At 50.8% G+C, this 18,133-nt stretch carries 19 protein-coding genes, 1 tRNA gene and 3 pseudogenes; 9 read left to right on the plus strand and 14 right to left on the minus strand.

What is annotated here, in order from left to right:
* Nucleotides 1–24: 24 nt before the first annotated feature.
* From purK to ppiB, 4 genes are all read right to left on the minus strand, one after another.
* Nucleotides 25–1,092, minus strand: a complete 1,068-nt coding sequence (purK, locus tag HV477_RS17560) for a 5-(carboxyamino)imidazole ribonucleotide synthase (RefSeq protein ID WP_023227359.1) — start codon at nucleotides 1,090–1,092, stop codon at nucleotides 25–27.
* Nucleotides 1,089–1,598 carry a 5-(carboxyamino)imidazole ribonucleotide mutase gene (purE, locus tag HV477_RS17565; protein WP_000098736.1) on the minus strand — a complete coding sequence of 170 codons (510 nt, stop codon included), beginning with the start codon at nucleotides 1,596–1,598 and terminating at the stop codon, nucleotides 1,089–1,091. The genes purK and purE overlap by 4 nt, the downstream gene beginning before the upstream one ends.
* A 117-nt stretch (nucleotides 1,599–1,715) precedes the next feature.
* Nucleotides 1,716–2,438 (minus strand): UDP-2,3-diacylglucosamine diphosphatase, encoded by a 723-nt coding sequence (gene lpxH / locus HV477_RS17570; RefSeq protein ID WP_000212289.1) that lies wholly within the window; start codon nucleotides 2,436–2,438, stop codon nucleotides 1,716–1,718.
* 2 nt (nucleotides 2,439–2,440) lie between these two features.
* Complete coding sequence (gene ppiB, locus HV477_RS17575; RefSeq protein WP_000255991.1) at nucleotides 2,441–2,935, minus strand: peptidylprolyl isomerase B; 495 nt, start codon at nucleotides 2,933–2,935, stop codon at nucleotides 2,441–2,443.
* 172 nt (nucleotides 2,936–3,107) lie between these two features.
* Between ppiB and cysS the strand changes: the two genes are divergently transcribed.
* Nucleotides 3,108–4,493, plus strand: a complete 1,386-nt coding sequence (gene cysS, locus HV477_RS17580; RefSeq protein WP_000912377.1) for a cysteine--tRNA ligase — start codon at nucleotides 3,108–3,110, stop codon at nucleotides 4,491–4,493.
* A 90-nt stretch (nucleotides 4,494–4,583) separates the two neighbouring features.
* On the opposite strand, the gene HV477_RS17585 is transcribed toward cysS, so the two are convergent.
* The 3 genes from HV477_RS17585 to folD form a co-directional block, all read right to left on the minus strand.
* On the minus strand, nucleotides 4,584–5,132 hold the full coding sequence (locus HV477_RS17585) for a metal-dependent hydrolase (protein ID WP_053444959.1): 549 nt from the start codon (nucleotides 5,130–5,132) through the stop codon (nucleotides 4,584–4,586).
* 126 nt (nucleotides 5,133–5,258) lie between these two features.
* A complete protein-coding gene (gene ybcJ, locus HV477_RS17590; protein ID WP_000190278.1) occupies nucleotides 5,259–5,471 on the minus strand; it encodes a ribosome-associated protein YbcJ in 213 nt (70 codons plus the stop codon).
* Between the two features lies 1 nt (nucleotide 5,472).
* Nucleotides 5,473–6,339 carry a bifunctional methylenetetrahydrofolate dehydrogenase/methenyltetrahydrofolate cyclohydrolase FolD gene (gene folD, locus HV477_RS17595; protein WP_000729165.1) on the minus strand — a complete coding sequence of 289 codons (867 nt, stop codon included), beginning with the start codon at nucleotides 6,337–6,339 and terminating at the stop codon, nucleotides 5,473–5,475.
* 546 nt (nucleotides 6,340–6,885) lie between these two features.
* Between folD and fimA the strand changes: the two genes are divergently transcribed.
* From fimA to sfmF, 6 genes are all read left to right on the plus strand, one after another.
* Nucleotides 6,886–7,443 carry a type 1 fimbrial protein subunit FimA gene (gene fimA / locus HV477_RS17600; protein WP_001616584.1) on the plus strand — a complete coding sequence of 186 codons (558 nt, stop codon included), beginning with the start codon at nucleotides 6,886–6,888 and terminating at the stop codon, nucleotides 7,441–7,443.
* A 74-nt stretch (nucleotides 7,444–7,517) separates the two neighbouring features.
* Complete coding sequence (gene fimI / locus HV477_RS17605) at nucleotides 7,518–8,051, plus strand: type 1 fimbrial protein subunit FimI (protein WP_000619618.1); 534 nt, start codon at nucleotides 7,518–7,520, stop codon at nucleotides 8,049–8,051.
* Between the two features lie 43 nt (nucleotides 8,052–8,094).
* Nucleotides 8,095–8,787 carry a type 1 fimbria chaperone FimC gene (gene fimC / locus HV477_RS17610; protein WP_001519112.1) on the plus strand — a complete coding sequence of 231 codons (693 nt, stop codon included), beginning with the start codon at nucleotides 8,095–8,097 and terminating at the stop codon, nucleotides 8,785–8,787.
* 30 nt (nucleotides 8,788–8,817) lie between these two features.
* Nucleotides 8,818–11,430: a fimbrial biogenesis usher protein gene (locus tag HV477_RS17615; protein ID WP_079899306.1), complete on the plus strand. Its 2,613-nt coding sequence runs from the start codon at nucleotides 8,818–8,820 to the stop codon at nucleotides 11,428–11,430.
* Between the two features lie 14 nt (nucleotides 11,431–11,444).
* The gene (gene fimH, locus HV477_RS17620; RefSeq protein WP_079899307.1) at nucleotides 11,445–12,452 is read left to right on the plus strand and encodes a type 1 fimbria D-mannose specific adhesin FimH; all 1,008 of its coding nucleotides are present in this window, start codon (nucleotides 11,445–11,447) and stop codon (nucleotides 12,450–12,452) included.
* Nucleotides 12,453–12,461: 9 nt separating this feature from the next.
* The gene (gene sfmF, locus HV477_RS17625; RefSeq protein WP_079899308.1) at nucleotides 12,462–12,980 is read left to right on the plus strand and encodes a fimbria assembly protein; all 519 of its coding nucleotides are present in this window, start codon (nucleotides 12,462–12,464) and stop codon (nucleotides 12,978–12,980) included.
* A 45-nt stretch (nucleotides 12,981–13,025) separates the two neighbouring features.
* Here the strand turns inward: sfmF and fimZ are convergent, their stop codons facing one another.
* From fimZ to fimW, 4 genes are all read right to left on the minus strand, one after another.
* On the minus strand, nucleotides 13,026–13,658 hold the full coding sequence (gene fimZ, locus HV477_RS17630; protein WP_000801272.1) for a fimbria biosynthesis transcriptional regulator FimZ: 633 nt from the start codon (nucleotides 13,656–13,658) through the stop codon (nucleotides 13,026–13,028).
* Nucleotides 13,659–14,261: 603 nt separating this feature from the next.
* The gene (fimY, locus tag HV477_RS17635; RefSeq protein ID WP_079899309.1) at nucleotides 14,262–14,984 is read right to left on the minus strand and encodes a fimbria biosynthesis regulator FimY; all 723 of its coding nucleotides are present in this window, start codon (nucleotides 14,982–14,984) and stop codon (nucleotides 14,262–14,264) included.
* An 18-nt stretch (nucleotides 14,985–15,002) separates the two neighbouring features.
* Nucleotides 15,003–15,314 carry a hypothetical protein gene (locus HV477_RS17640; protein WP_000226492.1) on the minus strand — a complete coding sequence of 104 codons (312 nt, stop codon included), beginning with the start codon at nucleotides 15,312–15,314 and terminating at the stop codon, nucleotides 15,003–15,005.
* A 161-nt stretch (nucleotides 15,315–15,475) separates the two neighbouring features.
* Nucleotides 15,476–16,072 carry a fimbria biosynthesis transcriptional regulator FimW gene (gene fimW / locus HV477_RS17645; protein ID WP_000948629.1) on the minus strand — a complete coding sequence of 199 codons (597 nt, stop codon included), beginning with the start codon at nucleotides 16,070–16,072 and terminating at the stop codon, nucleotides 15,476–15,478.
* Between the two features lie 254 nt (nucleotides 16,073–16,326).
* On the opposite strand from fimW, the gene HV477_RS17650 reads away from it, so the two are divergent.
* A tRNA-Arg gene (locus tag HV477_RS17650) sits at nucleotides 16,327–16,403 on the plus strand.
* A gap of 21 nt (nucleotides 16,404–16,424) precedes the next feature.
* On the opposite strand, the pseudogene HV477_RS17655 reads toward HV477_RS17650, so the two are convergent.
* The 3 genes and pseudogenes from HV477_RS17655 to HV477_RS17665 all read right to left on the minus strand — a co-directional run.
* Nucleotides 16,425–16,714 (minus strand): annotated as a pseudogene (locus HV477_RS17655) (tyrosine-type recombinase/integrase); the annotation flags it as partial.
* Nucleotides 16,641–16,969, minus strand: a pseudogene (locus HV477_RS17660) (transposase); the annotation flags it as partial. The pseudogenes HV477_RS17655 and HV477_RS17660, both read right to left, overlap by 74 nt.
* 90 nt (nucleotides 16,970–17,059) lie before the next feature.
* Entirely contained in the window at nucleotides 17,060–17,305 is a 246-nt protein-coding gene (locus HV477_RS17665; protein WP_256860624.1) for a hypothetical protein, read from the minus strand.
* 767 nt (nucleotides 17,306–18,072) lie between these two features.
* Between HV477_RS17665 and HV477_RS17670 the strand changes: the two are divergent.
* Nucleotides 18,073–18,133 (plus strand): annotated as a pseudogene (locus tag HV477_RS17670) (GtrA family protein); the annotation flags it as partial.

The following is an 18,133-nucleotide window of genomic DNA, read 5'->3' on the forward strand; positions in this document are numbered from 1 at the left end:
CAGAGAATGCGCCGCCCACGCTGTTTATTTAAGCTTACTTTGCGCCCAGATAATGCCGCTGGCGTATTCGCCTGGCAGGAGCGGAGAGAGCGCTTCCAGGGTGGCGCTAAGACGTGACGTATCGCTGTCGGTCAGATTCAGATGGCCGACTTTTCGCCCCGGACGTACCGCTTTATCATACCAGTGCAGATGTACCAGCGGCAGCTTCAGCCAGTCGTAATTCAGCTCGCTGCCGATCAGGTTGATCATCACCGACGGGGCGTTAATCACCGGCGCGGGCAACGGCAGGCCGGTAATCGCGCGCAAATGCAATTCAAACTGACTGATGCTGGCGCCATTTTGCGTCCAGTGTCCGCTGTTATGCACGCGCGGCGCCAGTTCATTGATTAACAGGCCTTCCGACGTGATAAAACATTCCATCGCCATTACGCCGACGTAGTTCAGCGCCTGCATAATTGCTGACAGCATCGATTCCGCCTGCTCCTGCTGTTCGGCGTTCGCCTGTGGGAACGCGACGCTGGTCCGCAAGATGCCGTCCTGATGCAAATTGTGCGTTAGCGGGTAAAACACGGTACTGCCGTCATGAGCGCGCGCGCCGACTAACGACACTTCGCCGGAAAAATGGATACCGCGCTCAACAATACATTCGCCATAGCAGTCATCCGGCAGTTGCCCGGTTTCGTCCGCGCGTAGACGCCACTGCCCGCGACCGTCGTAGCCGCCAACGCGACGCTTAATAATCGCCAGTTCTCCCAGACGGTCAAAGATGCCGGACCACTCGTCGGCGCTGGTCAGCAGCTGCCACGGCGCGGTCGCGAGTCCCAGTTTATCGAAAAGCTGTTTTTGTGTCAGACGGTCGGCGATGATCGGAAATACATCGCGATTGACGAAGGCCGGGTGGCGCGCCAGCTCGCGGGTAAGCGCGGTTTCCGGCCAGCGCTCAATCTCTGCGGTAATGACGCTCTGCTGTACCGGCACGGCGGTAGGCTCTGCATCCAGACCAACCGGCCAGACGGCGATACCCAGCGGTTCGCCCGCCTGGCGCAGCATTCGGCCCAGTTGTCCGTTGCCGAGAACGCAAACTTGCTTCATAGCGTCCCCCGCGGATCGGGATTTTCCAGAACTTCATCGGTTTGCGCTTTGCGCCAGTCGGCAATGCGCTGATGCAGTTCCGCGTCGTGTTGCGCCAGAATCTGCGCGGCGAGCAGGGCGGCGTTAGCGGCACCGGCTTTACCGATCGCCAGCGTACCCACCGGAATGCCGCGCGGCATCTGCACGATGGAGTAGAGGCTATCCACACCGCTTAGCGCAGCGCTTTGTACCGGCACGCCGAGTACCGGGACCAGCGTTTTTGCCGCAATCATTCCCGGCAGGTGCGCCGCGCCGCCCGCGCCGGCAATAATCACTTGATATCCGTTCTCTTCCGCCGTTTCGGCGAAGCTGAACAGTTTATCGGGGGTGCGATGAGCGGAAACCACTTCTACATGGTGCGGGACATCCAGAATTTCAAAAATTTCGGCGGCGAATTGCATGGTAGCCCAGTCGCTTTTGGACCCCATCACGATGGCGACACGCGCCGGATTATTGCGGGAAGACATGCGTCTTAAAACTCCTGTGGTGCGGGACACGCTGCTTTTGAGGTGTCAGAGAATAGCATGATAATCAGGCAAGGAAAACGGTTGCGTGCGCGCCGTAACGGACGATTCGACGAACATTTACAGGGGGAAGGCGATTAACTCAACGTTGTCCGGCGTGACTTTTACCATTGAACCTTCATGATGCCATGCGCCTAACACCACGCGGAATGCGGGCTGGTCGTTGGCGGAAAGTTCATGCACCGCCGGGCGGTGGGTATGACCGTGAATCAGCCACTGTACGCGGTGTTTTTCCATTTCGGCGACGACGGTCTGCGCATTGACGTCCATAATATCCAGCGATTTGCTGCTGTTGGCGGCTTTACTGCCGGCGCGCATTCTGGCGGCGATACGGCGGCGGATAAACAGCGGCAGGGTAAGGAACAGCCGTTGAACCCACGGATTATGGACTTTGGCGCGAAACGCCTGATATCCGGCATCATCGGTACAGAGCGTATCGCCGTGCATAATCAACACATTGCGGCCATACAGGTCGAGCACTTTTTCCTGCGGTAGTAGCGTCATGCCGCTTTCGCGGGCAAAGCGTTTGCCAATCAGGAAGTCGCGATTACCATGAATAAAGAAGCAAGGGACGCCGGAATCAACCAGCGATTTAATGGCAACGGCCATTTCACGATGTAGCGGGTTGGGGTCGTCGTCGCCAATCCAGGCCTCGAAGAGATCGCCAAGAATATACAGCGCGTCGGCCTGGCGGGCTTCTACGGCTAAAAAACGCAGAAAACCGGCGACGATCGCCGGTTCTTCCGTTTGCAGATGCAAGTCTGCAATAAACAGTGTCGCCACGATTACTCGCTGACGGTCACGTTTTCAATGATGACGTCTTCTTTTGGTACGTCCTGGTGCATACCGCTACGGCCAGTGGCGACGCCTTTGATTTTATCTACCACGTCCATACCTTCTACGACTTCCGCAAAGACGCAGTAGCCCCAGCCCTGCAGACTTTCGCCGGAGAAGTTCAGGAAGTCGTTGTCTGCCACGTTGATGAAGAATTGCGCGGTAGCCGAGTGTGGCGCCTGAGTACGCGCCATTGCCAGCGTACCACGGGTATTTTTCAGACCATTGTTGGCTTCGTTTTTGATCGCCTCTTTGGTGGCTTTCTGTTTCATGCCCGGCTCAAAGCCGCCGCCCTGAATCATAAAACCGTTAATCACACGGTGGAAAATGGTGTTGTTGTAAAAACCTTCGCGGCAGTAGTCCAGGAAGTTTTTAACTGTTTCAGGCGCTTTATCATCAAAGGTTTTGATTACGATATCGCCGTGATTAGTGTGGAAAGTAACCATTTTTGCATCCTGTTCCAAGAGAGTGGTGCTTTAGCCCGCAATGGGGCACATATAGGGGCTTGTTATAGCATAACCGTAAGCTGCGATCACCTTGCAAAGTGTGCTGCTTCAAGGTTGAATTATGAGTATTATACACACCTAATTACCCACACACGTCTATACGGAATCTTCGATGTTAAAAATTTTTAATACACTGACGCGCCAAAAAGAGGAATTCAAACCCATTCATGCCGGGGAAGTCGGCATGTACGTGTGTGGTATCACCGTTTACGATCTCTGCCACATTGGCCACGGACGCACGTTTGTCGCTTTTGACGTTGTCGCGCGCTATTTGCGTTTTCTCGGTTATAAGCTGAAGTATGTGCGTAACATTACCGATATCGACGATAAAATTATTAAACGCGCCAATGAAAATGGCGAAAGTTTTGTCGCGCTGGTCGACAGAATGATTGCGGAAATGCATCAGGACTTCGACGCGCTGAATATTCTGCGTCCGGACAGCGAGCCGCGTGCGACGCACCATATTCAGGAAATTATCGAGCTCACCCGCACCTTAATCGAGAAAGGGCACGCCTATGTGGCGGATAACGGCGATGTGATGTTTGATGTACCGACCGATCCGACTTATGGGCAGCTTTCCCGTCAGGATCTTGAGCAGCTTCAGGCGGGCGCGCGCGTGGATGTCGTTGACGTGAAGCGTAACCCGATGGACTTCGTGCTGTGGAAAATGTCGAAAGAGGGCGAGCCGAGCTGGCCGTCGCCGTGGGGCGAAGGGCGTCCGGGCTGGCACATTGAATGTTCGGCGATGAACTGCAAGCAGTTGGGCAACCATTTTGATATTCACGGCGGCGGTTCCGATCTGATGTTCCCGCACCATGAAAACGAGATTGCCCAGTCTACCTGCGCGCATGACGGCGAATACGTCAACTACTGGATGCACTCCGGTATGGTGATGGTGGATCGCGAGAAGATGTCCAAATCGCTGGGCAACTTCTTTACCGTGCGCGACGTGCTGAAATACTACGATGCGGAAACTGTGCGCTACTTCCTGATGTCCGGGCATTACCGTAGCCAACTGAACTACAGCGAAGAGAACCTCAAGCAGGCGCGCGCCTCGCTGGAGCGGCTATACACTGCATTGCGTGGAACGGATAAATCAGCGGCCCCGGCGGGCGGCGAGGCGTTTGAAGCGCGTTTCGTGGAGGCGATGAATGACGATTTCAATACCCCGGAAGCCTACTCCGTCCTGTTTGATATGGCGCGTGAAGTCAACCGTCTGAAGGGCGAAGATATGACCGCCGCGAATGCGATGGCGTCTCATCTGCGGAAGATTTCCGGCGTGCTGGGACTGCTGGAGCAGGAGCCGGATGTTTTCCTGCAAAGCGGCGCGCAGGCGGATGATGGTGAAGTTGCGGAAATTGAAGCCTTGATTCAACAGCGTCTGGATGCCCGTAAAGCGAAAGACTGGGCGGCGGCGGACGCGGCGCGCGATCGTCTCACTGAAATGGGTATTATTCTGGAGGATGGCCCGCAGGGCACCACCTGGCGACGTAAGTAATTGCCGTATTGCCGGATAAGACGCAGGGCGTCTTATCCGGCCTACCTGAGATGAAATCTACAGGTCGGGTAAGCGTAGCGCTGTCCGACATTAGCGAGCCCGCTTTTCGTCCCCTATACGCCATCTGTGCCAGCCCAATATCCCCATTAGCACGCCTCCCGGTAGCCACACCCATAGCAGCTCCGAAATAATCACCTGATGTCCATACGGCGTGATGTAGCTTGAAAGCGCGAACGGCGCGACTTTAATCACCTGCCAGGGCGCAAAAAAACGTTCATCTGACCACGGCCACAGCCATCCGACGCCTTTACCGCCCGTGGTGATCGAATCCAGCAGGCTGTGCGACAACAATGAAACGGTTAAAAACAGCCAGCAGCGCACCTGCCCCGCTCGAAACCATCGTCGTCCTGCGAGTACGCACAACAGGGGGAGGACGAATGCGAAAAGTAAAGAGTGGGTAAATCCGCGATGGCCAAATACGTTGCCGTAGGCGATGCCAAATTTAAAGGCCAGCACGTCGGCATCGGGGAGCATCGCCAGCACAACACCGGCAAACAGCAGGCGAGGAGGGATAACTTTCAGGCCTAAGCCTGCGCCAAGACACAGAGGAACGGCGGCGTGGGTGATAACGGTAGGCATAGCGATGGTTCACAGGGAAATAGCCATGCTAGCAGTTGGAACGCAGAGGATTAAGTGGATGATTATCTGAAAAGACAGCGTAATCAGGCCGGATAAGACGCTTTGCGTCGCTATCCGGCACTTGTATCAGGCCACGACGTTCACACTTTGGCCTTCAAAGCTAACGGTTTGCCCGGCGACAATTTTGCAGCGTTTACGCGTTTCAACCGCGCCATCAACCTTCACCAACCCGTCGGCAATGGCGATTTTCGCCTGCGCGCCGCTTTCGCTCCAGCCTTCCAGCTTGAGCAGATCGCACAGCTCGACGTGCGGGTGCTTGCCTAAAGAGAATGTCGCCATGTTATTTTCCTTGTGGATCGTGATATTCAATGCACGCCTGCAGCGTGTTTTCGATAAGCGTGGCGACCGTCATCGGGCCGACGCCGCCCGGTACTGGCGTGATGTATGACGCGCGCGCCGCGGCTTCGTCAAACACGACGTCGCCAACGACCTTGCCATTTTCCAGACGGTTAATACCGACATCAATCACAATTGCGCCTTCTTTAATCCATTCGCCGGGAATAAAGCCCGGTTTACCTACGGCGACAATGAGCAAATCAGCATGCTCGACATGGTGACGCAGATCTTTGGTAAAGCGGTGCGTAACGGTAGTCGTACAGCCAGCCAGCAGCAGCTCCATGCTCATTGGGCGTCCAACGATATTGGACGCGCCAATGACCACCGCATTCAAGCCGTAGGTATCAATATTGTAACGCTCAAGCAGGGTCACTATACCGCGGGGCGTACAGGGACGCAGGCGCGGCGCACGCTGGCACAGACGACCGACATTATAAGGATGAAAACCGTCTACGTCTTTATCTGGCGCGATACGCTCCAGCACTTTAACGTTGTCGATGCCTGCCGGTAAAGGCAACTGCACCAGAATACCGTCGATCGTGTTATCTGCATTCAGAGTATCGATAAGCGCCAGCAGTTCGGCTTCGCTGGTGGTTTCTGGCAGGTCATAGGAGCGGGAGACGAATCCCACTTCGTCGCACGCTTTACGTTTGCTTGCGACATAAATCTGTGAGGCCGGATTGCTGCCGACCAACACCACAGCCAGGCCGGGAGCGCGAAGACCTGCTGCGACGCGTGCCTGAACTTTTTGAGCAACCTCAGATCGCACCTGCTGCGCAATCGTTTTACCGTCAATAATCTTTGCTGCCATCAGAGAGAAGATTCCATCTGTTACTTCAAGTCAAAGGGGATAACGCTATTTTGTCAGAAGCGGGCCTCGCTGTCAGTTAACGTTTGTGTTTCCGATGCAAACGCGACGTCTCCCCCGTCCGTTGACGATACTGAGACGTGACCCGTAAGCGCGCCATGATTAACCAAAAAGAAACAATTCATCACCCTGGCTATGGTTACCGTAATCCCTCGCCGTTAATAGCATCGGGCGGCATAATGCGACATTTTATACAAAATAAGATTAGACCCTTCTTATATCCCAATAAGAATTAGCTTAGGTCATTAAAAGAGTTTGCGGCTATTTTTTATTTAGCGAAATGTTTAATTTATTACCGTGACGAAATGTCATATTCGCAAAGATTAATTACTGCGTCTGATACTCAGGGGAGAAACAGAAAACTAATTAATCTGCGATATCTATCTTTACAGGATGCAGAGATAACTTTTCTGACATGCTATGTCGATAATAATTCAAACGGAGCCGACAGGATGCCGAAACCGGGTGTGTGTAATTCAAGGGAAATCCATGAAACATAAATTAATGACCTCTACTATTGCGAGTCTGATGTTTGTCGCTGGCGCAGCGGTTGCGGCTGATCCTACTCCGGTGAGCGTGAGTGGCGGTACTATTCATTTCGACGGTAAACTGGTTAATGCAGCCTGTGCCGTCAGCACTAAATCCGCCGATCAAACGGTGACGCTGGGCCAATACCGTACCGCCAGCTTTACGGCGATTGATGATACGACCGCGCAGGTGCCTTTCTCCATTGTACTGAATGACTGCGATCCGAAAGTGGCGGCCACCGCTGCCGTGGCTTTCTCTGGTCAGGCAGATAACACCAACCCTAATTTGCTGGCTGTCTCCTCTGCGGACAATAGCACTACCGCAACCGGCGTCGGGATTGAGATTCTTGATAATACCTCTTCACCGTTGAAGCCGGACGGCGCGACCTTCTCGGCGAAGCAGGCGCTGGTTGAAGGCACCAATACGCTGCGTTTTACCGCACGCTATAAGGCAACCGCCGCCGCCACGACGCCAGGCCAGGCTAATGCCGACGCCACCTTTATCATGAAATACGAATAATCCCGTCAGGGAACGCCAGGGAAGGGAGGCGCCTCAACGGAAGAGGCTATCGGGGATAAAAGAGAACATAGCAGATGATAAGGAAAGGCGCGGCGCTAGTGGGGCTTGTTTTGATGTCGCCCGTTATTGCGCAGCCGGTAATGGTAGAGAGCGGGCGTGTTCACCTGCGCGGACAACTGGTCAATGGCGGCTGCGCTGTCGCCACAGAAAGCCAGGATTTGCGCGTACTGATGGGACAGTACCGCACGAATGCGTTTACCGGTCCTGGCAGCTTCGCTCCCGTCAGCGTTCCATTTTCGTTACGGTTAATCTCCTGTAGCGCGGAGGTCTGGCGTCATGTCGGCATTGCGTTTGCCGGCGTTACGCCTGCGGAAGATCCCCATGTTTTTCTGGCCAGCGGCGAAGGTATCGGTAATGCCGGAATCGGCCTGGCGTTATTTGATGACCAGCAGCGGCAAATCATACCTAACACGTTACCGCTTCATTACACGCCCATTTTAACGTCAGAAATGACTTTGCATTTTACTGCCCGCTATCGGGCAATTTCAGAAAATATGACGCCGGGACGAATTCATTCAGAAGTGTGGTTTACGCTGGTTTACCCATGAATTTTCTTGCCGACGTGACTCAATGCAAAAGGTATTTTTTACCATGCTGAATAGTATAAAATTAGGCTTTATTGTTCTTCTCACGTTATTTACTTCGCTGAACGTACAGGCGGCGGGGGGGATTGCATTAGGCGCCACGCGAGTTATTTATCCCTCGGCGGCGAAGCAGACTTCTCTGGCAATCAGTAATAGCGATACTCAAGAACGTTACCTCGTCAATTCATGGATCGAAAATAGCGCCGGGCAGAAAGAAAAAACGTTTATCGTTACGCCGCCTTTATTCGTCAGCGAACCCAAAAGCGAAAACACGCTGCGTATTATCTACGCCGGGCAACCGCTACCCGGGGATCGGGAGTCGTTATTCTGGATGAACGTGAAAGCCATCCCGTCGGTCGATAAAAGTCATATTGAAGGAAAAAACGTTCTGCAACTGGCGATTCTGTCGCGCATCAAACTGTTCGTGCGTCCGGCGAATTTGCCGCAGACGCCGGAAGACGCGCCGACCTTGCTGAAATTTTCCCGTGTCGGCAACCATCTCAAGATAACCAACCCATCTGCTTATTACCTCACGCTGGTCAATATCAGCGTGGGCGCGAAAAAGATTGATAACGTGATGATCGCGCCAAAAAGCGACATGCAAATTCCCTTACCGACTGGCGCGCAGGGCAGCGTGACATTTCAGACCGTCAATGATTACGGCGCATTGACGTCGGCGACAACGGCCAGTCTCGGTTAAGCAGAGAGCGTGAAGCCACACGAGAACACGATGAAGAAGACAACCTGGTTTGCAGGGCGATTTCCCGGCTATGTATCACCGTTAAACGGCGTGGCGCTGTCGGTGTTGGCGGCGCTGTGTCCGCTGACGAGCCGCGGCGAAAGTTATTTCAACCCTGCGTTTTTGTCGGCGGATACCGCGTCCGTGGCGGATTTATCTCGCTTTGAAAAAGGTAATCATCAGCCGCCCGGTATTTACCGGGTGGATATCTGGCGTAACGACGAATTCGTAGCGACGCAGGATATTCGTTTTGAGGCGGGCGCCGTGGGCGCCGGCGATAAATCCGGCGGCCTGATGCCTTGTTTTACACCGGAGTGGATTAAACGGCTGGGCGTGAATACCGCGGCGTTCCCTGTCTCAGATAAAGGCGTCGATACCACGTGTATTCACCTTCCTGAGAAAATCCCGGGCGCGGAGGTCGCGTTTGATTTCGCGTCGATGCGCTTAAATATTAGCTTGCCGCAGGCGTCATTGCTCAACAGCGCGCGTGGCTATATCCCGCCGGAAGAGTGGGATGAAGGGATACCCGCCGCACTCATTAATTACAGTTTTACCGGTAGCCGCGGAACAGACAGCGATAGCTATTTTTTGAGTCTGTCGAGCGGGTTGAACTATGGCCCCTGGCGGCTGCGTAATAACGGAGCCTGGAACTATTCGAAAGGGGATGGCTATCATTCGCAACGCTGGAACAACATTGGCACCTGGGTACAGCGCGCCATCATTCCGCTAAAAAGCGAACTGGTCATGGGGGACAGCAATACCGGGAACGATGTTTTCGACAGCGTCGGCTTTCGCGGAGCGCGGCTGTACTCTTCTGACAATATGTATCCCGATAGCCTGCAGGGCTACGCCCCCACGGTTAGAGGAATCGCCCGGACGGCGGCAAAGCTGACGATACGACAGAACGGGTATGTTATCTACCAAAGCTATGTGTCGCCGGGCGCGTTTGCGATTACCGATCTTAATCCTACCTCTTCCAGCGGCGACCTTGAGGTGACGGTAGATGAAAAAGACGGTAGCCAACAACGTTACACGGTGCCTTACTCTACCGTTCCGCTATTGCAGCGTGAGGGCAGGGTGAAGTATGACCTGGTGACCGGGGATTTTCGCAGCGGCAATAGTCAGCAGTCTTCGCCATTCTTTTTCCAGGGAACGGTGATTGCCGGCCTGCCTGCGGGGCTGACGGCTTACGGCGGTACGCAACTTGCCGATCGTTACCGTGCCGTGGTGGTCGGGGCGGGGCGAAATTTGGGCGACTGGGGAGCCGTGTCGGTCGATGTCACACATGCGCGTAGCCAACTGGCAGATGACAGCACCCATCAGGGGCAATCGTTGCGTTTTCTGTACGCCAAATCGCTGAATAATTACGGGACTAATTTTCAATTGCTGGGTTACCGTTATTCCACGCGCGGATTTTACACCCTGGATGATGTGGCATACCGCAGTATGGAAGGGTACGACTACGAATACGATAGCGACGGACGCCGCCATAAAGTGCCGGTGGCGCAGAGCTACCACAATCTCCGCTACAGCAAAAAAGGCCGCTTTCAGGTCAATATTTCGCAAAATCTGGGGGATTACGGGTCACTGTATCTTTCCGGCAGTCAACAAAATTACTGGAATACGGCGGATACCAATACCTGGTATCAACTGGGATACGCCAGTGGATGGCAAGGCATAAGTTATTCGCTGTCATGGTCGTGGAACGAGTCGGTGGGGATCTCAGGCGCCGACCGCATTCTGGCATTCAATATGTCCGTTCCGTTTAGCGTTCTGACCGGACGGCGTTATGCGCGCGACACTCTTCTTGATCGTACTTATGCCACGTTTAACGCCAACCGCAACCGCGACGGCGACAATAGCTGGCAGACCGGAGTGGGCGGCACGCTTCTGGAAGGACGTAATCTGAGCTACAGCGTGACGCAGGGTCGTAGCAGTACCAATGGTTATAGCGGCAGCGCCAGCGCTAGCTGGCAGGCGACGTATGGCACGCTGGGCGTGGGATATAACTACGATCGCGATCAGCATGACTATAACTGGCAACTTTCCGGCGGCGTGGTCGGTCATGCGGATGGTATTACGTTTAGCCAACCGTTGGGCGATACCAATGTCTTGATTAAAGCGCCGGGAGCGAAAGGCGTGCGCATCGAAAACCAGACCGGCGTGAAAACGGACTGGCGGGGTTATGCGGTAATGCCCTACGCCACGGTATATCGCTATAACCGCGTCGCGTTAGATACCAACACGATGGACAACCATACCGATGTCGAAAATAACGTCAGCAGCGTAGTGCCGACAGAGGGCGCTCTGGTGCGGGCCGCTTTTGATACGCGGATAGGCGTAAGGGCAATCATTACCGCGAGGCTTGGCGGACGTCCGTTACCGTTTGGCGCGATAGTACGAGAAACCGCCAGCGGTATTACCAGTATGGTCGGCGATGACGGGCAAATTTATCTGAGCGGCTTGCCGCTAAAAGGTGAACTGTTCATCCAGTGGGGAGAGGGGAAAAACGCGCGTTGTATCGCCCCTTACGCCCTGGCGGAGGATAGCCTGAAGCAGGCGATTACGATAGCCAGCGCGACCTGTATCCGTCCGTCGTCATAAAAGGAAAAATAGAGATGAAAATATACTCAGCGTTATTGCTGGCGGGGACCGCGCTCTTTTTCACCCATCCCGCGCTGGCGACGGTTTGCCGTAATTCAAACGGGACGGCGACCGATATCTTTTACGACCTGTCAGATGTTTTCACCAGTGGCAATAATCAGCCGGGACAGGTGGTTACGCTGCCGGAAAAATCTGGTTGGGTCGGCGTAAACGCGACGTGCCCGGCGGGGACAACGGTAAATTATACCTACCGAAGCTATGTATCAGAATTACCGGTACAAAGCACCGAAGGAAATTTTAAATACCTCAAGCTGAATGACTACCTTCTGGGCGCGATGAGCATCACCGATAGTGTCGCTGGCGTATTTTATCCGCCCCGTAACTATATTCGCATGGGCGTCGACTCTAACGTGTCGCAGCAAATGCCGTTTGGCGTGCAGGACTCAAAGCTGGTTTTTAAATTAAAAGTGATACGGCCTTTTATTAATATGGTGACGATCCCTCGCCAGACAATGTTTACTGTCTATGTGACGACCTCTACCGGCGACGCGTTGAGCACGCCGGTATATACCATTAGCTACAGCGGCAAAGTGGAAGTGCCGCAAAACTGCGAAGTGAATGCCGGACAGGTCGTGGAGTTTGATTTCGGCGATATCGGCGCGTCGTTATTTAGTCAGGCGGGAGCGGGTAATCGTCCGCAAGGCGTCACGCCGCAAACGAAAACCATTGCTATCAAATGTACCAACGTCGCGGCGCAGGCCTATTTATCGATGCGGCTTGAAGCCGAAAAGGCCTCAGGGCAGGCGATGGTGTCCGATAATCCGGATTTAGGCTTTGTGGTTGCTAATAGCAACGGTACGCCGCTCACACCCAATAATTTGTCGAGTAAAATTCCGTTTCATCTTAATGATAACGCCGCCGCTCGCGTAGGTATTCGCGCCTGGCCGATCAGCGTGACGGGGAATAAACCGGCGGAAGGGCCGTTTACTGCGCGCGGCTATCTACGAGTCGATTATGATTAAGGAGGCATAATGATCTTTCGGCGCGTTTTCATCGCTATCGGTTGTGTTTTGTTCAGCCCGCTGAGTCAGGCCAACTCATCTCTGGGCGAAGTGAATATTGAACTGCGCGGTAACGTGGTGGATTTTACCTGCGCCGTGGTTGCGGGCGACAGTAACAAGTCGGTTAACCTCCGCACCTGGCCGACAAAACAGTTTCACGCCGTCGGTGACGCCACGCAACCGGTAGCCTTTAGCCTAAAACTTGAAGGCTGCCCGCCGGGGTCGGCGTCTATAACGTTTTCCGGGACGCCAGCGCCCGGCACGGCATTACTGGCGCTTGCTGATACGGCAATGGCGCAAAAACTGGCGATTGAAATTCGCGATGGCGATCAACGTCGATTGCCACTTGAACAGGCCAGCAAGGCCGTCGATATTGACAACAACGGCAATGCTACCCTGAAATTCTATGCGAACTATATCGCCTTAGCCGATGGCGTGCAGCCCGGTCTTGCTAACGCGGATGCGACCTTCCTGATCAATTACAATTAGTGTCCGTTATTGTGGCTCCCGAACGATAATTCGCCGGGAGTACATTTACAATAATTCGTGTGATTTGGCGTAATCGATAAGCTCAACGATAGAGTGAAGGCCAAGTTTAGAAAATATATTGGCCTTATGCGCGCTGATAGTCTTGTTACTCAATAAAAGTTGCTCGGCAATTTCTTTGTTAGACATTCCATTGGCCAGATAGCGCAGCACGGTAACTTCGCGGTTAGAAAGTGGCATATCATGGTGCCCGCCTTTGGGGGGACGGGTATTACTGATAAAGTTAAGCGTCTCAGATGGAAAAAAAGAATAGCCGGATAAAATCATTTTTACCGCATTATAAATATCATTGAGGTCTTTGCGTTTACTTACAAATCCGTTTGCGCCCGCTCTTATTGCTCTTCCGGCATAAAAAGCCTCTGATTTCGACGATAAAAAAAGTATCCGGGTATGTTCCTGGATAGATTTGATTCGTTTAAGTAAGGTAAAGCCGTCGGTGCCCGGTAATTCAATATCCAGAATGACAAGGTCAACAGGATAAGTGCGCAGATACTCTATCGCTGTTCGGCTATCATCCGTTTTCAGGACAACCTGAATATTGCTATTTTTACCGAGTAAAACTTCGATCGACATTCTTACAATAGGGTGTTCGTCCATAATGATAACAGATGCAGGTTTCATTGTTGTATGCCTCAGACTGTTATGCGTCCTTCGTTTTAGAATAAGCGTCAGACACCTTAAAGATTGTGAAATAGCCAGATCTACACACCACACAGTGGAGCAATAATAAAGAATGAGACCTCCCTGTTGACTGGCTATTTTGCGTAAGAGTAATAAATATGTGGAATATCCATTTCGCACCAACAAAAAAGAAATTTCTGATTAAGTAAAAACAATATGGATTATACCTGGTCTGATTTCTCGGAAAAGTCTTGCGAAATGCGAATTATGGATAGCGGGTAGGATGTTCTGTGGCGTTATAGAAAATTTGTTCGTGGTGGAGCTATTTTCTTTAGAGTTGACATTGAGTAGTTTAAACTGTTGTTTTTAAGTATAAAAATAATATGAAAGACTAATTGTTTAGTATTTGTTATGTAATAACAGAAAGATGTTGACGCTGGAGACCTCAAAAAACGAGGAGGGACAGGGGGCGATGTAAGAAAAAAATTTTTATCGCTTACCAGGACGAGTTGTAAATATTAATTTTATGTGAAATATTTACATTTAATGGAAGTGAAAATAAGTAATTTCTTAAAAAATCTTATTCACCAAAACGTTACTCCGTTAAAAAATATCGTGGAAAGTAACGTTTAGCTGCTGGAGCAGCCGAAGAAAGCTTTGCCTGTGGGGAAGGTTAAGGAGGGTGATAAGTTGTTTAAGCCGGTAAACTACACGATGATAAGGTACGCTTTGCTGACGTGCTATTTCTTTTAAAGAGGCACCTTGCGCTAAAGTTTCAATCATCAACCAGTCAGTACGGCTAAAGCTTTCCGATAAGCGAGGTTCGGCGGCTGATAACAAGGCTTCGCGTACAGAGGCCAGATTTTGTCGTCGCGACAGGACAAAAAAACGCCCAGCCATACGGATAAACTGAGCTATAGCGGGGGTTTTATCTGATACCAGCAGGTAAATCTGGATATCGCTTTGTTGCCAACTGAGCGCGCGTAGCTGGTTAAGCGCCTCAATACAGGAGACAGGTAGCGTCTCCATATCTACAATCAGTTGTCTGAGCGACCCCTTTTCAATCCACAAAGAAATGTCATCTAATGAGCGGAATGCTGTGGTACGTTTTCCGGAAAATAAGTAGTGACTCAATGAATAGCCGAGGTAGTTGTCAGTTGTAATTATTGCCTGAGAAATGATACCAACCGGCAAGGCATAATTGAGCTGTTGGTTCAGTAACTCAAGGCGATCAAATATCTGCGGCGTTGGAGAGTGATAACGGCAGGCGCAGTCTTTAGCATTTCTTAAACGGCGGTGTCTTTCCCTGCGTGGTACGCTGCGCATCCTGCTTTTTCCATTGCTCTAATATATATCTGGTAATATGGCTGGCCATAAATAACCTTGTTCCATCGTTGCACCAGCGTAAAAAGCAATGCTTCGTTGCTCTGATGTTTCAATGCCTTCCATCAGCATTAACTGCTGAAAAAAAACTTCGCTATCATGTTCTGACGGAAGTTGCGTCAGGACCTCATAGCCGATTAATTGCGCAGTTGAGAGATTAACGATTGGCTCAGATTTTAACAATTCGCTGTTGAGATATGAATGACGTGTGGGCGAAGACGCCAGGTGTGGGGGATTTATCCTTTCCTTTAACAAAGTACCCTGTGCCACCAAACACTCCTCCAGGCATTTATGATGCAGCCATATATTTTCGACCCCTGAATCTATCAGGATATTATGGGCATCATTGTGGCAGCGTTAAAAAAATGCCTGTAGGTATCGTTACTTAATTATTGGTGAGATATTTCGTAAGCCTTGTAAAAAGTTAAGTGAGTTTACTTACTGAGTAAGAAATGAAGGTTAACTCTAATATATTTTAAAAACTGCTGCTCCGTTTTAACATGTAATTTTCGCATAATGCTCCGGCGGAGTGACTTTGTCTGCTCTTCAGAAAGTGAAAGTAAAGCGGCCGTTTCGCTTAAATGATAACCGCTGGCGATCAGTTTTAACAGGTGACGTTCTGTTACTGAAAAATGACGAGTCGTGCAGTAGTGGCAAATGCCAGAAGGGACGCTATGTCGAAGCGCTCGTTTATGTAAGATCAATATCATTTTCCGGGTAATTTCTTCAACATCATCTTCCCGATAAATATGCGGCAGCATATACAGACATGGTCTGAACATGAGCTTTTCTTTATCGCATTTATTACAAATAATTACCCGTAGCTGATGTTGGGTATGCATAGGTATCTGGTAACAGCCTGCGCTGAACCAATCATCATCCAGGGCCAGGAAAGCGATATCGGCATTATCTATCTCTTCTGGCGGCAGAAAGTCAATTTTCTGCTGCCATTGATTCGCCAGACGCGTCATGATGATTTTCAACCCATGCTCAAAGTGACTGTTTTGTTCCTTAATAGCGATACTCAGCATAAAAAATATCCTACACGGCAGGTGAATCATGGTGAAATATTAAAGAAACTTATTGATTTTCTAAATACTGGCGGCCTTAATTCCCACTTTATGCGTGCTGAGATGTGTCCAGGCGATTTCCTGGAACCTGGCATTGCGCCAGAAAAGACGATATTCGTACACTTAGTCAGCAACCAGAACAAAAGCCATTGACTCAGGAGTGCCTGACCGTATAATTCTCGCGTTTCGTCTACACGAAGTCTTCACTTCACAAGGCGCCCTTAGCTCAGTTGGATAGAGCAACGGCCTTCTAAGCCGTGGGTCGCAGGTTCGAATCCTGCAGGGCGCGCCACTTATAAATCAACGCGTTACGCTTCTTTATTTCCTCCTTATTTTCCATATGGGACATATTTGGGACATCATCACCAAAAATGTCGTCTATTTTCCTCGCGTGTTCCGTTAAATGATTAGGCGCAAGGTGAGCATATCTGTGAATCATTTCAATAGATTTCCATCCCCCATTTCCTAAAGCACTGACAGTGGAACTCCTGATTGAATTAACCAGCTTGCCCATGTGTGCCTAAGGCCGTGAAAGCGAAAGTCTTCTATTTTTATTTTCGCCCAGCCATATACCCGGCTGCGCTTTCTGGCCTTCGGTGTTGATACCCAGCGCGAGGAAGACGGCTTTGTTTATGATGCTGTGACTTTGGATATCAATGTGAGCGACACATCGGCGTCGTACATTTCTTTGAAGGTGGCGGAGATTTCGCGCGTGACCATGCCTTTGACATACAGCGATAAAATCTGGCTGTCCATCTGTGTGAGCCGCGTCTGGTTCTTCTTAATCAACTGAGGTTTGAAGGTGTTTTCACGGTCACGCGGCGTGTTCAGTTCAATCTCGCCATCACCGCAATTTACCTGTCCTCGTTATCGGAATGAATATATCAAAAACAGGCAGATACACAATTTAAATTACAGTCTCTCAACAAAACGTAGATGCACCTTGTTTTATTTTTCTTTCTCTTCTACAGGGCCAATGAAACGCGTCTCCAATCGACAGACATTATTGGAAACCCCGTCAAAGTTGCCCCCTTGAGTTCCTGTTGCCAGCGGCATGAAGAAAATCCCGTTATATCCACCAAACGTGCGCACATTATCAGCATTGCAATTCTGTATGGAACTGGAGTAAATGGCTGTAGTTTCGGTTAACTGGTAGATATCTAGGTTCTCGATAACCCCGCCGATGATTCTCACATCCGGCCACGTGATAGTCTCAATAGACAAAAATGATCAGGCAGTGATATCCGTGCCTGTCTGTCGTAATATCGCATGACCGCCAATTTCGGAGATGCAACGGTGCACTAGAGAGATTTTTGATGAGTAATATTCCGCGACGGGCAAAATACATTTTTTAACGCTTTCTGTAGCCTCAATATACTGCTTATTCTCAAATGTACTCCCGGCATTCGGCATGGTGCCAAATTTAGTCGCATCTCATGGGCCGATGATACATTTCTACGCATAGGTAGAGGCCACTGCAATAGTGTCTCTCTCATCTGTTAATCCGGTTTTATCTACACCCTGAAAAACGCAGCGACATTCCCCTGATGATCTGCATGCCAGCAGCACATAATCCCCAATAGACAGTGGAATAAAAATACTAAAATAAGAGTAAATAGTTGATTATAAAATTATTAATCTGCGGGATTCGAACTTGGAACCCTCGACTTAGAAGTTTCTGTAACCGCCGTTTAAGCCAACAAGTTATCCTGTTATCAATGCAAACACATGACCCACCTTCGAGAAACATACAAAGCTTTGTATGCCCCAAATCACCAGGTAATCATCAAACTCGCTGTAACTCACAGCATTTTCCAATATCAACCTATCGATTGCAACGATCGATTTTAATGTGTGTGATAGTTGTAAGCTATCAAGCACTAGATTATTGATCGTCTTTATCGATCAAATCAATTTGTAGTGCTACACTCCAGACCTTTCCGAATCCGCTGATTTTCATAATGTTGAAGTTATTCGCTAAGTACACATCGATCGGTGTTCTTAACACGCTTATTCATTGGG

The organism is Salmonella sp. SG203 (assembly GCF_013350575.1).
Classification (GTDB): Bacteria; Pseudomonadota; Gammaproteobacteria; order Enterobacterales; family Enterobacteriaceae; genus Salmonella; species Salmonella enterica.